The 13,789-nt window shown below is 59.0% G+C and carries 14 protein-coding genes; 5 read left to right on the top strand and 9 right to left on the bottom strand.

Annotated elements, in window-relative coordinates; genetic code table 11:
• Positions 1 to 157: 157 nt before the first annotated feature.
• Together KHQ24_RS12430 and KHQ24_RS12435 are read left to right on the top strand one after the other, a co-directional pair.
• Positions 158 to 451 carry a SelT/SelW/SelH family protein gene (locus tag KHQ24_RS12430; RefSeq protein WP_004205627.1) on the top strand — a complete coding sequence of 98 codons (294 nt, stop codon included), beginning with the start codon at positions 158 to 160 and terminating at the stop codon, positions 449 to 451.
• Between the two features lie 77 nt (positions 452 to 528).
• Positions 529 to 870 carry a nitrous oxide-stimulated promoter family protein gene (locus KHQ24_RS12435; RefSeq protein ID WP_017899162.1) on the top strand — a complete coding sequence of 114 codons (342 nt, stop codon included), beginning with the start codon at positions 529 to 531 and terminating at the stop codon, positions 868 to 870.
• A gap of 69 nt (positions 871 to 939) precedes the next feature.
• Here KHQ24_RS12435 and KHQ24_RS12440 read toward each other — a convergent pair whose 3' ends face one another.
• The 9 genes from KHQ24_RS12440 to KHQ24_RS12480 form a co-directional block, all read right to left on the bottom strand.
• A complete protein-coding gene (locus KHQ24_RS12440; protein ID WP_126494143.1) occupies positions 940 to 1,794 on the bottom strand; it encodes a metal ABC transporter permease in 855 nt (284 codons plus the stop codon).
• Complete coding sequence (sitC, locus tag KHQ24_RS12445) at positions 1,788 to 2,636, bottom strand: iron/manganese ABC transporter permease subunit SitC (protein WP_032456515.1); 849 nt, start codon at positions 2,634 to 2,636, stop codon at positions 1,788 to 1,790. Before sitC ends, KHQ24_RS12440 begins: the two co-directional genes overlap by 7 nt.
• Positions 2,633 to 3,454, bottom strand: a complete 822-nt coding sequence (locus KHQ24_RS12450; protein WP_023318999.1) for a manganese/iron ABC transporter ATP-binding protein — start codon at positions 3,452 to 3,454, stop codon at positions 2,633 to 2,635. The genes sitC and KHQ24_RS12450 overlap by 4 nt, the downstream gene beginning before the upstream one ends.
• Complete coding sequence (locus tag KHQ24_RS12455) at positions 3,451 to 4,368, bottom strand: metal ABC transporter substrate-binding protein (RefSeq protein WP_032456514.1); 918 nt, start codon at positions 4,366 to 4,368, stop codon at positions 3,451 to 3,453. Before KHQ24_RS12455 ends, KHQ24_RS12450 begins: the two co-directional genes overlap by 4 nt.
• A 179-nt stretch (positions 4,369 to 4,547) precedes the next feature.
• Complete coding sequence (locus KHQ24_RS12460; protein WP_004205633.1) at positions 4,548 to 5,510, bottom strand: LacI family DNA-binding transcriptional regulator; 963 nt, start codon at positions 5,508 to 5,510, stop codon at positions 4,548 to 4,550.
• A 56-nt stretch (positions 5,511 to 5,566) separates the two neighbouring features.
• Entirely contained in the window at positions 5,567 to 6,481 is a 915-nt protein-coding gene (locus KHQ24_RS12465) for an ROK family protein (protein ID WP_023318996.1), read from the bottom strand.
• A 50-nt stretch (positions 6,482 to 6,531) separates the two neighbouring features.
• Entirely contained in the window at positions 6,532 to 6,846 is a 315-nt protein-coding gene (locus tag KHQ24_RS12470) for a PTS lactose/cellobiose transporter subunit IIA (protein ID WP_002914983.1), read from the bottom strand.
• A 23-nt stretch (positions 6,847 to 6,869) separates the two neighbouring features.
• Positions 6,870 to 8,192, bottom strand: coding sequence for a PTS sugar transporter subunit IIC (locus KHQ24_RS12475; protein WP_004205635.1), 1,323 nt, complete (start codon positions 8,190 to 8,192; stop codon positions 6,870 to 6,872).
• A 9-nt stretch (positions 8,193 to 8,201) separates the two neighbouring features.
• Positions 8,202 to 8,516 carry a PTS sugar transporter subunit IIB gene (locus tag KHQ24_RS12480; protein WP_002914979.1) on the bottom strand — a complete coding sequence of 105 codons (315 nt, stop codon included), beginning with the start codon at positions 8,514 to 8,516 and terminating at the stop codon, positions 8,202 to 8,204.
• 177 nt (positions 8,517 to 8,693) lie between these two features.
• Between KHQ24_RS12480 and KHQ24_RS12485 the strand changes: the two genes are divergently transcribed.
• The 3 genes from KHQ24_RS12485 to KHQ24_RS12495 all read left to right on the top strand — a co-directional run bounded on the left by KHQ24_RS12485 (position 8,694) and on the right by KHQ24_RS12495 (position 13,770).
• Positions 8,694 to 9,965 (top strand): PTS sugar transporter subunit IIC, encoded by a 1,272-nt coding sequence (locus KHQ24_RS12485; RefSeq protein ID WP_004205636.1) that lies wholly within the window; start codon positions 8,694 to 8,696, stop codon positions 9,963 to 9,965.
• 262 nt (positions 9,966 to 10,227) lie between these two features.
• A complete protein-coding gene (locus KHQ24_RS12490; protein WP_004205637.1) occupies positions 10,228 to 11,565 on the top strand; it encodes a maltoporin in 1,338 nt (445 codons plus the stop codon).
• Between the two features lie 12 nt (positions 11,566 to 11,577).
• Entirely contained in the window at positions 11,578 to 13,770 is a 2,193-nt protein-coding gene (locus KHQ24_RS12495) for a CBM35 domain-containing protein (RefSeq protein WP_064187468.1), read from the top strand.
• The last annotated feature ends 19 nt before the right edge of the window (positions 13,771 to 13,789 follow it).

Below are 13,789 nucleotides of genomic sequence, written 5' to 3' on the forward strand. Positions count from 1 at the left end.
GTTGCTCCGTCTTTTCCGTTGCGGATAGGGTCTAACTCCATTTGTTGATTGCGAATGGTAATGATAGGTATTATCGTTTGCAACAAAATATTGATGTATTCCTCATTTAAACTGCACATTGTTTACACTGTGCCCTTTCAGCCTGAGCGAGATGACGATGAATTCAAAAGCGGCTATCACCATCACCTATTGTTCCCAGTGCAACTGGATGCTGCGCGCCAGCTGGATGGCGCAGGAGCTGTTACACACCTTCAGCACCGATATCGCCTCGGTGACGCTGGTGCCGGGCACCGGCGGGATCTTCACTATCGATATCGACGGCCAGCAGATCTGGGAGCGCAAGCAGGATGGCGGCTTTCCGGATGCGGCAGAGCTGAAACGCCGGGTGCGCGATGTCTGCTTCCCGGAAAAAGCATTGGGGCATGTTGATAAACCCGCTAACCCGACCTGATCGTTAGGAAAGCGGCTGCGTGGCCGGCTTAAAAGGTGTATTATTGATGCATCTTTTTGTGGGGAGGGAAATTGACGGTGGGCAAACGCATCGAACGTGAAAAGCAGACGATCGGTCGGATGATTGGGCTTTATCAGCGCCGCTGTCCGGAGGCCCGCGACGACGCCGAACACTATCAGGCGCTGAACGCCTACGCCGATAAGCGCCTTGATAAGTGCGTGTTTGGCGACAATAAACCGGCCTGCAAGCAGTGTCCGGTGCATTGCTACCAGCCGGCGAAGCGCGAAGAGATGAAGCAGATTATGCGCTGGGCCGGGCCGCGAATGCTCTGGCGTCACCCGATCCTGACCCTTCGCCATCTGCTGGATGACAGGCGGCCGGTGCCGCCGCTGCCGGAAAAATACCGACCGAAAAAATAGCGGCCTTCCCCGGCCTGCGCGGCGCGCAGCCGGCGGACAACTCGCGTTTTTTGTAGCCCCGGTAAGGCGTTAGCCGCCGCCGGAGATGGTTGCTGAAGTTTTCTGTTTCCGGCTATCCCGGATCGTGCTTGCCACAAAGGCGATCACAAACAGCGCGGTGAACAGCACCACGATAGTCGGCGCCGGCGCGCTATCGAGATAAAACGCCAGCCACACCCCTCCCGCCGAGCAGCAGACCGCCACTGCCACCGCCAGCAGCAGGGCGTGGATAAAGCGCCGTACCAGCAGGAGCGCGATCGCCCCGGGGGCAATCAGCAGCGAAATCGACAGAATAATCCCTACCGACTGCAGCGTCGCGACGATGGTCAGGGCGATCATGCACAGCAGGCCGTAGTGCAGCAGCCCCACGCGCAGGCCGCTGGCTTTGGCCTGCGTCGGATCGAAGGCGTGCAGCAAAAAATCCCGCCATTTCAGCCCGATAATCAGCGCAATCACCAGCGCGATAGCCGCCGTTTGTCCAATATCGCTGAGGGAGATCCCCAGCATATCGCCGAACAGAATATGGTCGAGATGGACGTCGGACTGGATCGCTACGTACAGCACCAGCCCGGCGCCAAACATACCGGAGAAGACAATTCCCATAATGGTATCGCGTTTGAGGCGGCTGTTATCGTCAAGAAAACCGGTCGTTACGGCGCACAGCAGCCCGGCGATAAACGCGCCGATGGCGAAGGGGATGCCGATAATGTAGGCCAGCACCACGCCGGGAAAGACCGCGTGGCTCATGGCGTCGCCCATCAGCGCCCAGCCTTTAAGCACCAGAAAGACCGACAGCAGCGCGCAGGGCACGGCGACGACCATCGATACCGTTATCGCGTTGACCATAAATGGAAACTGAAACGGAGCCAGGAACAGATTCAGCATGCAGCCTCCCTGGCGCGGCGGCGGTTGGCCAGCAGGCCATGCTTCGGCGCAAAGATAAAGGTGATGAGGAACAGCAGCGTTTGCGCCACCACGATAATGCCGCCGGTGGCGCCGTCGAGATAGAAGCTGAGCCAGGCGCCGAAGAAGCTGGTCAGGCTGCCGATGGCGACGGCGATGGCCAGCAGGCGCGGGAAGCGGTCGGTTAACAGCCAGGCGGTGGCCCCGGGAGTGACCACCAGGCAGATGACCAGAAAGGCGCCGACGGTCTGCAGCGCCGCTACGGTGCAGGCCGCCAGCAGGGTAAAGAACAGCAGCTTCAGGCCGCGGGTGTTCAGACCAATCGAGCGGGCGTGGTTTTCATCGAAGAAGGTCACCATCAGATCTTTCCACTTCAGCAGCAGGATCGCCATCGAGATAAAGCCGATCGCCGCCAGCTGGATAATATCCTCCGGGGCGATGGCCAGAATATTGCCGAGGATAATGGTCTGGATATTCACCGACGTCGGGTTCAGCGACACCATAAACAGCCCGATACCGAAGAAGGAGGAGAAGATCAGGCCGATAATCGCATCCTCTTTTAGCCGCGATCGCTGCTGCAAAAACAGCATACTGCCCGCCGCCAGGCCGCCGGAGAGAAACGCGCCGAGGGCAAACGGCAGGCCGAGCATATAGGCCCCGGCGACGCCGGGCACAATCGAGTGGGAAAGGGCGTCGCCAATCAGCGACCAGCCTTTGAGCATCAGGTAGCAGGAGAGAAAGGCGCAGACGCCGCCCACCAGCGCCGATACCCACATCGCATTGAGCATATAGTGATAGCCAAACGGCTCCAGCAGCCAGCTCATCGTGGTCCTCCCGCCGCGCGCCGGCTGATAAACGGCCGCTCGTCATCGGTGATAATCTGCGCTTCCGCGCCGGTGAGGGCGACGTGGCGCAGCACGCCGCTGAAAGCCCGCTCCAGATTCTCGGCGGTGAAGGTGGTTTCTGTCGGGCCGCTGGCCAGCACGGTGCCTTTTACCATCACCGTATAATCGCAAAACTCACTTACGGACCCGAGGTTATGGGTGGAGACCAGCATGGTGCAGCCCTCATCGCGTAGCTCGCGCAGCAGGCTGATGATCCGCGCTTCGGTCTGCACATCGACGCCGGTAAAAGGCTCATCCAGCAGGATCACCTGACCCTGCTGAGCGATGGCGCGGGCAAGGAAGACGCGCTTTTTCTGCCCACCGGAGAGCTCGCCAATTTGCCGATGGCGGTACTCGCTCATGCCCACGCGGGCCAGCGCGGCATCGACGATTTCGCGATCGCGCGGCTTTGCCCGCCGCAGCCAGCCCATATGGCCGTAGCGGCCCATCATCACCACATCCTCCACCAGCACCGGGAAGGACCAGTCCACCTCTTCCGACTGCGGGACATAGGCGACCAGATTCTGGCGCAGCGCGCGATTGACCGGCTGGCCGAGTATGGCGATCTCGCCGTGACCGATGCGCACAAAGCCCATCAGCGCTTTAAACAGCGTGGATTTACCCGAGCCGTTAACCCCCACCAGCGCGGCAATGGCGCCGCGTGGTACGCTGAACGAGGCGTCGCGCAGGGCGGTGTGGCCGTTGCGCCAGGTAACGGTGAGCTGGTCGACATACAGACCCGCTTGCGCTGTATTCATGGCTGTTTCCTCATCCCGTCCTGGATACCGTTGACGATGGTTTCGGTTGTGACGCGCAGCAGGTCGAGCCAGGTCGGCACCGGGCCGTCGGCGGCGCTCAGCGAATCGACATACAGCACGCCGCCGTAGTGGGCGCCGGCTTCGCGCGCCACCTGACGGGCCGGTTTATCGGAGATGGTGCTTTCGCTGAAGATGGTCGGGATCTGTTCTCTCTTCATGGTGTCGATAACTTTGCGTACCTGTTGCGGGGTACCCTGCTGGTCGGCGTTAATCGGCCACAGATACAGTTCGTGCAGGCCATAGTCGCGGGCCAGATAGGAGAAGGCTCCCTCGCTGGTGACCAGCCAGCGCTTATCCTCCGGCAGCTGCGCCAGTCTGGCCTGCAGTGGCGCCATCGTCTGGCGGATCTTCTCTTTGTAGGCCTCGGCGTTGCGGCGATAGGTGTCGGCGTGAGGCGGATCGTATTTCACCAGCGCGTCGCGAATATTATCGACATAGATCAGGGCGTTATCTGCCGACATCCAGGCATGGGGATTGGGCTTCCCGCTATAGGGGCCCGCGCTGATGCCCATCGGCTGGATCCCCTCGCTGACCACCACCTCCGGGACGCCCTGCAAGTGCTGATAAAAGCGGGCAAACCACCGTTCGAGATTGAGACCATTGCTGAGGATCAGCTGCGCCCCCTGCGCGCGTTTGATATCGCCGGGGGTGGGCTGGTAGTCGTGGATCTCCGCGCCCGGTTTGGTGATGGAGCTGACGACGGCGGCATCGCCGGCCACGTTCTGCGCCATATCGGCGATAACCGTGAAGGTGGTGATAACCCTGAATTTCTCCTGCGCCGAGGCCGGCGCCGCGGCCAGCAGGGCCAGCGCGCTGGCCAGCAGCAATGATTTCAGCGGTGTCAGATGCAGCATAGGATCCCTCGCAATGGTGTGGTTAATTTCTCAGCGTTTATAGCAATTGCTATGTTATATAGCACAAGCTATTTATAAATGAAAATAATTCTTATTTGCGTGCGGGGATAATAATGAGCCGGGAAACGAGAGCGCGAGAAAGGGGAGGCAAGGTTGGCCCGGCGCGAACCGGGCGGAGATCAAGAGATATCGGCGACCGACTGGCGCGGGATCAGGCGGCCGGCCAGCGAGCGGCCCTCGGCGGTGAACGTTGGCCGGTCGTCTATCAGGCTGCGAATACGCTGAATACAGTTATCCAGCAGCGCCTCCAGTGGCCATGAGATGCAGGTCAGCGGCGGATAGAGCAGCGAGGCGAGGGGGGAATCCTCAAGGCTCAGCAGGGAGACCTCCTGCGGGACGGCGATGGTGAATTCGCGCAGCAGGCGCATTGCTTCAGCCGCGTAGCGGTCGCGTTTAACGATAATGACTGAGTATTTACTGAAGCTGTTAATTAAGGTAAGCAGCGCCTGCTCGACATCATCGTTGGCCGTCAGCACCAGCTGGCGGTTAAAAGGAATGGAGTAGTTCTGCAGGACGTTGCGGTAGCCTTCCAGCATCTGTCGGCTGGCATCGTCGCTATCGCTGTCCACCAGCAGGGCGATGTTGCGGTGTCCCTTGCCAATCACATAGCGGCAGGCGCTTTCGGTGGCGAAGGCGAAGTCATAGCCCTGGCTGTTGCTTCCAGCGACGCCGAAGCGGTCAAAGGCGATAACGTTGCGCGGCGCGTCGGCGGCAACGGCGCCCAGCACCACCACCGCCACGCACTGGCGCTGCAGATCGTCGATCGCCGCCGCCTGCTCTACCGGGTCGCTGACGTACTGGACCAGCAGGCTTTTATTCAGCCCTTTCAGCGCCTGCGAGAGGAGCGGCAACAGACGCGCGCCGTGGCTCTCGTCCTGCGCGGAAATCACCAGGCCAACGTGGCTGGATGTCTGACTGGCGAGGTTTTGCGCGGCAAAGCTCGGGCGATAGTTGAGTTCTTCAACGGCCCGCAGCACAGCTTCCCGGCTCTCTTCGCGCACGCCCCGGGTGCCGGTCAGCACGCGGGAAACCGTCGCTCTTGAGACATTCGCTAATCTTGAAACATCATCAATCGTTGGCATGGCTTTTTCTGTCTGGACATTTTCGCCTAGCTTAACATACCTGCTGAAAAAAGTGTCTACCGAGGCCCGTCCGCGGCGCCGGGCAACCGGGGCAGCCAGGCCGCGCCGCGCACGCCGCTGGCGTCGCCGAAGCGGGCCGGTTTGATCTGCGTGCGGCAGCTGTCGGAGAAGATCCACGGCACGATGGCGGCAGGCAGATCGCGATAGATCTGGCTGACGTTGGACAAACCGCCGCCCAGCACAATCACCTGCGGGTCGAGAATGTTGATCACTGACGCCAGGCTGCGGGCAAAGGCGTCGATAAAATGACGCCAGTGGGCCAGCGCGCGCGGATCGCCGTTTTGCGCTGCGGCGACAATGGCTTCCGCACGCGCTTGTTCCCCGTAGCGGCGGGCGAAGCCGGTGCCGGAAACAAAGCTTTCGATGCAGTTCGTTTTGCCGCAGTAGCAGGGCTGCGGCGGGCCATCGCGCTCAGGAGTATAGCCCGGCAGCGGATTATGTCCCCACTCTCCGGCGATAGCGTTGGGGCCGCTGAGCAGCTGTTGATGAACGGCGATCCCGCCGCCGCAGCCGGTACCGATAATCACCCCGAAGACGGTGGTGGCGCCGGCGCCGGCGCCATCGACCGCCTCGGAAAGGGTGAAGCAGTCGGCATCGTTTGCCATCCACACCGGTTGGCCAAGCTGCTGCATGATATCCCGGCGCAGATCGTGGCCGTTGAGCACCAGGCAGTTGCAGTTTTTAATGCGTCCGCTTTGCGGATCGATAGCCCCGGGCAGGCCGATCCCCAGAGTGAACGGCTGCGGGCTGACCGCGCGCATATCGGCAATCAGGGTCAGCAGTTGACGCATAAAGGCGTCATAGCTCTCTTTGTGGGTTGGCCGACGCAGGCGCTGGACGCATTCGCCTGCGGGATCCAGCAGTACGGCCTCCATTTTGGTGCCGCCAATATCTATTCCAAGATGTAACATAGTGACCTCGGGGAATCAGACCCGGCCAGCACGTCTGGCCGGGCAAGGCGCTAGGCGTGAAGCGGTTGCGCGCGGTAAATCGCAATCAGTTCGGCAATCAGCTCTTTCGCCAGAATGGAGGTCATCAGGTGATCCTGAGCATGGACCATCACCAGCGTCATTTTGGTTTTTCCCTCGCCTTCGTCAGCTTCGATAAGCTGGGTCTGCACAAGGTGAGCTTCGCGGGAATAGTGCGCCGCTTCCTGCATTTTGGCGTCGGCGGTGGCGAAATCACCCGCTTTAGCGGCGTGCAGCGCTTCGTAGCACAGGCTACGGGACTGGCCGGCGTTGATGATGATCCCCATCACCTGTTCTTCTAATTCCATGATTATCCTCTGAATCGTTAGCATTAAGCGGTTTGCGCCGCGTTGTCAGCCTGGTCGACGGCGTTTTCACGCTCCTGGGCCAGCAGCTGTTTTTCGTAAGCTTTGAGAAATGGCAGGTACATCACCATGGCGGTGGCCATACAAATAAGGCACAGGATCACCGGGCTAAAGCTCCAGTTCGCCGCCCACGAGGCGCCGATAGGGGCCGGCGTCGTCCACGGCGTCATCGACACTACGCGGCTGACCAGGTCCAGCTTCAGCGCAAAGTACGCCAGGGTCGCGTTGACCATCGGCACCAGCACGAACGGCAGGAAGAACAGCGGGTTCATGATGATCGGCGCGCCGAACAGAATCGGTTCGTTGATGTTAAATACGCCCGGCACCACGCCCATCCGGCCAATCGTCCGCAGATGCACGGCCTTGCTGCGCAGCAGCATCAGCGCCAGCGGCAGGGTTGAGCCGACGCCGCCGATCAGCAGATAGTGATCCCAGAAGCCCTGGACATAGATGTGCGGGATAGCGGTGCCAGCGGCCATCGCCGCCTGATTGACCGACAGGTTGGCCATCCAGAACGGGTTCATGATCCCGGTGACGATCAGCGCGCCGTGGATCCCGGCGAACCACAGTACCTGACAGACCAGCACTGACAGCAGGATCGCCGGCAGCGTATCGGAAGCTGCGACCAGCGGTTTCACCAGCGACATGATCGCTTCCGGAATGATCATCCCCAGCTGGGCCTCGATAAACAGGTTCAGCGGATGTAGCGTCAGGATGATCGCCAGCACCGGGATCAGGATCTCGAACGAGCGCGCTACCCCGGCAGGCACTTCCGGCGGCAGGCGAATGGTGATGTTATGTCGCTTGAGGAAGGCGTACAGCTCGGTGGAATAGATAGCCACCAGAATGGCGGTAAAGATCCCCTGGCCGGAGAAGTAGGCAGTAGAGATCTGGCCATCTTTCAGCGGCGCGGCGACCAGCAGAAACGACATCAGCGACAGCATCCCGGCGGTCAATGAGTCCAGGTGATGGTGCTTGGCGAGGCTGGCGGCGATCCCGACGGCGATAAACAGGGTCATCACCCCCATGCTGAAGTTGAACGGCAGCATCAGCGCCTCGCGATGATCGAGCGAAAATTGCAGCCAGGCGCGGGCAAAGCCCCACGTCGTATCCGGAGAAAACGGCGGGAAGATAAACACCAGCAAAAACGAGCCGACGATCATAAAGGGCAGGGCGGTAATAAAACCGTCGCGGATGGAGGTAACGTATTTTTGCTGGCCGATCGCTCCCGCCATAGGCGTGATCTGCCGTTCGATCACATCGATCAATTTAGCGTACAGAGAGCTCATGATCTTTCCTTAGTTCTTGTTTTCGATGAGGGAAAGGGCGAAATCAAGGACTGCGGCGCCTTTTTGCATGCCGTAGTCCATCATATTGATGGGTTCGACGCGGATACCGTATTTATCCGCCTGCTTTTGCAAATCCTGCTGCATGTATTTCACCTGCGGCCCCAGCAGCACCACCTGATAATGGCCAACCTGTTCGGCGAACTCCGCTACGCCATAGGCGTTGATCTCTACCGGCAGGCCCCGCTGTTCGGCTTCCGCAATCATTTTTTTCATCAGCAGGCTGGTGGACATGCCTGCCGAACAACACAACATAATTTTTTTCATAAGTACCGCTCCTGATGAGGTTGGATGTGCGGACTATAGTCAAAATGGATGCATTACGGAAAGCGCTTTCCATTTATGGATTTATTTATTGTGACCATGATCACCTATGGCAGGCTTTCACTTTCCGGTGTTGTGGGCGATCATCCCGGCGAGACAATCATTCGCAAAGGTAGGAGTATGAACATTCAGTTAATGAATGTGGCCGTGGACATCATCGAGCAGCGGCTGGCGCCGCTGGCGAATGTTCTGACGCGCAACAACCACATTACGGCGATGCGCGATAGCTTTGCGCTGGCGATGCCATTTGTGATTGTTGGCAGCCTGTTGGTTCCCATTTTGTTTCCGCCCGTTTCCATCGACGGCGCCTCGCGTTTCGGCCAGGTCTATTTGCTGCTGCGGCCTATCCTGCTGCCGACCTTTCAGCTAACCATTGGCCTGGTGGCGCTGATTGTCGCTTTCGGCGCCAGCGCCAGTCTCGCCAAGCAGTACCGTCTGCCGGAACGGCTCTGTGGTTTAACCGGGTGTCTGGCTTTTCTGCTGTTTATTGGCTTTCGCGAGACTGCGGTGAGCAACGTTTATCTCGGCGGCATGGGGATATTTACCGCCCTGATATCCAGTACCTATTCCATTGAGATAATTCGTTTTTTCTACAAAAAAGGCTGGTGTATCCGCCTGCCTGATGAAGTGCCGCTGATGACTCGCAATGGCTTTCAACTGCTGATCCCGCTGCTGGTGGTGATGCTGTCGATAAGCGTGATGAATGCCATATTGCTGCAGACGACCGGGCGCATCGTACCGGAGCTAATCAGCGAAGCGGTGCGACCGCTGGTGCTGGCGTCCGACACGTTGATGGCGGTACTTATCTCTTTGTTAATCTGTAACTTACTCTGGTTTATCGGTATCCACGGCGCGCTGATTATCACCGGGATTATGAACCCCTTCTGGATGACCTATCTGTTTGAAAATCAGCAGGCTTTGGCGGCGGGTTCGCCAACGCTGCCGCATATTTATCTGCAGGGATTCTGGGATTTTTACCTGCTGATCGGCGGTATCGGCTCCACTCTGCCGCTGGTATTGATGGCGATGCGCAGCCGCTCACGGCAGCTGAAAAGCGTGGCCAAAATTGGCCTGCTGCCGTCGCTGTTTAATATCAACGAGCCGATACTGTTTGGTTTTCCGGTGATCATGAACCCGGTTTTTTTACTGCCGTTTCTCTTTGTTCCGCTGATAAATGCCTGTATTGCATGGTATTTGACTCAGCTGGGCATCCTCGATCGCGCGGTGGCGATGCTACCCTGGTCGATGCCTTCTCCGCTGGGGGCGGCATGGTCGGCGAACGGCAGCTGGAAAAATTTGTGCATGAGCCTGTTCGCGATGTTTAACGCCTGGATGCTTTATCGCCCCTTCTTCAAAGTTTACGAACGCCAGCTCGCGGAAACCGAGCGCTGATCCCCTCGCCGTCGGCGGCTTATCCCCCGACGGCACCTGTTCACTTTCTCTTTCTTCCGCTCTGCTGCCGGCTTCCGGCGGTATTCTTGTTATTTTATGTGATCAGTCTCACGAATATATTCGTCGCAGAGCGAATTTTGTGAACCAGATAGGCAATTATGGAAAGCGCTTTCCATTAGTGGATGTACATTTCCATTTTTGATCCGTAAATTTCCCCTCCGTTATCGGTTCGTGTTAACAAACATAACGTGGGAAAAAAATAATGATAAAGCTGAAACACTCAATACCTCTGGCTCTCCTCTCGCTGGCCGGGACCAGCAGCCTGGCCTGCGCCGATCCGAAGTATGATTTTGCGCTGCATGGCTATATTCGCTCCGGGATCCTTGCCAATTCTGATGGCAACCGCGCGGACTCCGTCGGCCTGATGCCGGACGGCAAGTGGCGACTGGGCAACGAAGAAGACACCAAGATCGAACTGATCCCCACCGTAACGCTGACGGCGGACAGCGGCGTGGTGGCGAAAGTGCAGGCCAACCTCACTCACCAGTCGAAATGCACCTCCGACTGGAACTGTCAGGATGACGATGGCCATGATGTGCAGTTTCGTGAAGGGTTCGCCGAGCTGAGCAATCTGGATTTTGCGCCGGAAATGACTTTCTGGGCCGGTAAGCGCTACAGCAGCTCCAACACTTCCAGCCATCAGTTTGACTGGGAGTACATTCAATACAATGGCACCGGCGGCGGCTTCGATAACATGGATCTGGGCTTCGCCCGCTTCGACGCCGGGGTCTACGCCTTTTCGCCCACCGATGAAACCAAAGCCTACCCGGTGGATAAGGGAGATCAGGGCTACCCGGATGATTACTCCCTCAACCTGTGGCTGAAAAAGATCGCCGGGACAGGCTTCGATCTGGAGCTGATCGGCCACCACATGAACCGTAACGAAAAACATCCGACTTCCGCCGAAAAGGGCTATGGCGTGACCGGTATTTATAACTTTGACGGTTTTTATGGCCTCACCGGGGGGTACTCCCGCCTCGCATTGCAGTACGGCAAAGGGCTGGCGGCGGGCGATTCGCTGGGTAAAAACGGCTGGGGCTGGGCCAATCTGGAAAACACCCAGTCCTGGCGGGTGGTGCTGGATAGCGTGGCCTCGATGGGCGATCTGGAAATCTCCACCTTCGCCTTCTGGCAGAAGGATAAAAACTACCGCTGGTGGACGGAAGATGACAATGGCTGGGGACGCTCGATGTGGGTCGCCGGTATCCGCCCCTATCATCAGATCACCCGCAACTTTGCCATGCAGTACGAGCTGGGCTACGAATACCTGGATGACAAAAACTACAAAGGGGTTAACGGCAAAGGCAAAGGCGGCCTGACCAAAGTCACCGTTGCGCCAACGCTGACCTTTGACTCCGGCTTCTGGGCGCGCCCGCAGCTGCGTTTCTTCGTCACCTACGCGAAGTGGGACAAAGGTGTCTCCGATGCGCTGGACGGCAACTACAACTGGGATACCAATACCATCACCGCCGGCGGTTATTCCCGCAGTGGCTCAACCGACACCGTTAACTTCGGCGTACAGGCCGAAGTCTGGTTCTAAGGAGAGACAGCGATGAAGCCGATGAAAAACCTGCTGCTAATGGGGCTGCTGTCCGCGCTGGGGGCCGGCGGGGCGTTGGCCGCCGAGCGCTCGCATTTTGAACACTTTATCACTCGCGACGGCGCCGCTCTCAAGGATGGCGATAAGGTGTTTCGCTTCGCCGGGATCCACGCGCCGGAGCTGCACCGCATTGAAGACGACGCCCGCGGCCCCTGCAGGGCAGACCCGCGCGGCTGGGGGCAATACTTTAAATGGCCGACGGCCCAGGAGCAGCAAAACTGGATCCAGGCGATGGTGCAAACCGGGGCGAAAGCCCAGCGCGTCTACGTGCTGTCGGTGCAGCAGGAGTTTGACAAGGCCTGCGGCCGCGAGACCCATATTCTCGCGCCGGAAACGGCGGACGGCATGCCGCGGCTGAATGAGAAAGCCATGCGGGTGTATGACAACATGATTGCCGAAGCGGATAAACAGGGATTGCGTCTGATCCTGCCCTTTATCGACCATTGGTGGTGGTGGGGCGGGCGCGAGCAGCTGGCGGCGTTCTACCACGAAAAAGCGGAAGACTTTTATCGTACCGATAGCAAGACCTTCAAAGCCTATCTGGATGTGATCCGTCAGGTCATCACCCGGACAAATACCGTCACCGGCCGCGCCTATTTTGATGAGAAGGCGATCATGGCCTGGGAGACCGGTAACGAGCTGGAGGATACCAATGCCGATTTTCTGCAGCAGACCGCGGCGTGGATTAAAAAGTGGGCTCCCAACCAGCTGGTGATGGATGGCACCTATAAGAAAATCAATTCTTTTGCGTTGACTGACCCCAATGTGGATATCGTCAGTAATCACTATTACACCAACGCCGATAATAACCATCCCGGGCAGGTGACGCAGGATCTACGCGCCGTCGGCGGGCAAAAAGTCTATCTCGTCGGCGAGTTTGGCTTGCTGCCGGCGGATCAGCTGAACGCCATTATGCAGTCGATTGTTCACAGCGAGGTCAACGGGGCGCAAGCCGCCGGGGGGCTTATCTGGGGCTTCCGCGGCCATCGTCACGACGGCGGCTTCTACTGGCATAAGGAGTCGACCGGACACTACAGCTACCACCTGCCGGGGTTTGCAAAAGAAGGCGAAGCGAACCAGGAGCAGGCGGTGGTCGATCTGGTGCGCACCGCCGCAGCGCAGATGGCCGGACAGCAGAGGATGGCGCCGCTGCCGAAGCCGGACGCGCCTCTGCTGCGCGAGACCACCTCGCCCTTCGCGATCAACTGGATGGGTGCCGCGGTAGGACGTAGCTACGATGTCGAACGCGCTGGCTCGCCGACCGGGCCGTGGACGGTGGTGGGCCGGGATATATCCGATGGCGTTAACGAATGGAACCCGGAAACCATGGTTCTGTTCCGCGACGATTATCGTCAGCTTCAGCTCGGGCGGACGTACTACTACCGGGTGACGGCGAAAAACGAGAGCGGTCGTTCTGCCCCTTCCAATGTGATTAGCGTGAAGCATAGTGAGGTGAATCAGCCGCCGGCTATCACGCTGGAACCCGCCTTAACTACCACTCAGGACCAGGGCGTCGAGCTTACGGCCAACTGGCAGGACGATGGCCTGCCGTCGCGAGAGGTGAAAGTGGGCTGGCAGCACGCCGGCGACGGACAGGTACATTTCTGCCATGCCGATCGGCCGCAAACCCGGGCCTGGTTCACGGCGCCAGGCACCTATGCGCTGACGTTCACTGCCGACGATGGGCTGCTGAAAAGCAGCAAAACCGTGACCGTGACGGTGGGCGAGGCGACGGGGAAGGCGCCGGCGGATTTCTGTCGTTATCACGGCAAAGTCTATGGCGTGGCTGAGGGGCGCCTGGCGGTAATGAAGAGTGATAAAGACGCGCTGGCAGTTGGCGAGGACGGTTTTCTCGGCCCATTTGCCAGCGAGGGGGATAAGATCAGCTGGCAGGTGCAGGCGCCGTGGAGCGGTCAGTTCCAGCTCAACGTAACCTTCAACGGCAAATGGGGCGGCAAGCAGAACTCCTTTGTCGTCAACGGGGGCGCTCCGCAGGCCGTGGCCTTCCCGCAGACGGATGAGCAGGGCCAGCAGCTGCGGATACCCGTAACGCTGAAAGCGGGGAGCAATCAGGTTGACTTCGGCCGCTTCGCCGGCGACTGGGGCTATATGTTTATTAAATCGATCGAAGTGGTCGCGGAGTAGTACGCTCAGGCTGCGCCAG

The sequence above is a fragment of the Klebsiella sp. 54 genome (genome assembly GCF_018223875.1).
Lineage (GTDB): Bacteria > Pseudomonadota > Gammaproteobacteria > Enterobacterales > Enterobacteriaceae > Klebsiella > Klebsiella quasipneumoniae.

Bases quoted from the DNA above. Each gene is read 5' to 3' on its own strand.
- KHQ24_RS12480 (WP_002914979.1), bottom strand. From the start codon at position 8,516: ATGAAAAAAATTATGTTGTGTTGTTCGGCAGGCATGTCCACCAGCCTG.
- KHQ24_RS12495 (WP_064187468.1), top strand. From the start codon at position 11,578: ATGAAGCCGATGAAAAACCTGCTGCTAATGGGGCTGCTGTCCGCGCTG.
- KHQ24_RS12485 (WP_004205636.1), top strand. From the start codon at position 8,694: ATGAACATTCAGTTAATGAATGTGGCCGTGGACATCATCGAGCAGCGG.
- KHQ24_RS12465 (WP_023318996.1), bottom strand. From the start codon at position 6,481: ATGTTACATCTTGGAATAGATATTGGCGGCACCAAAATGGAGGCCGTA.
- KHQ24_RS12450 (WP_023318999.1), bottom strand. From the start codon at position 3,454: ATGAATACAGCGCAAGCGGGTCTGTATGTCGACCAGCTCACCGTTACC.
- KHQ24_RS12475 (WP_004205635.1), bottom strand. From the start codon at position 8,192: ATGAGCTCTCTGTACGCTAAATTGATCGATGTGATCGAACGGCAGATC.
- sitC (WP_032456515.1), bottom strand. From the start codon at position 2,636: ATGAGCTGGCTGCTGGAGCCGTTTGGCTATCACTATATGCTCAATGCG.
- KHQ24_RS12490 (WP_004205637.1), top strand. From the start codon at position 10,228: ATGATAAAGCTGAAACACTCAATACCTCTGGCTCTCCTCTCGCTGGCC.
- KHQ24_RS12460 (WP_004205633.1), bottom strand. From the start codon at position 5,510: ATGCCAACGATTGATGATGTTTCAAGATTAGCGAATGTCTCAAGAGCG.
- KHQ24_RS12455 (WP_032456514.1), bottom strand. From the start codon at position 4,368: ATGCTGCATCTGACACCGCTGAAATCATTGCTGCTGGCCAGCGCGCTG.
- KHQ24_RS12430 (WP_004205627.1), top strand. From the start codon at position 158: ATGAATTCAAAAGCGGCTATCACCATCACCTATTGTTCCCAGTGCAAC.
- KHQ24_RS12440 (WP_126494143.1), bottom strand. From the start codon at position 1,794: ATGCTGAATCTGTTCCTGGCTCCGTTTCAGTTTCCATTTATGGTCAAC.
- KHQ24_RS12470 (WP_002914983.1), bottom strand. From the start codon at position 6,846: ATGGAATTAGAAGAACAGGTGATGGGGATCATCATCAACGCCGGCCAG.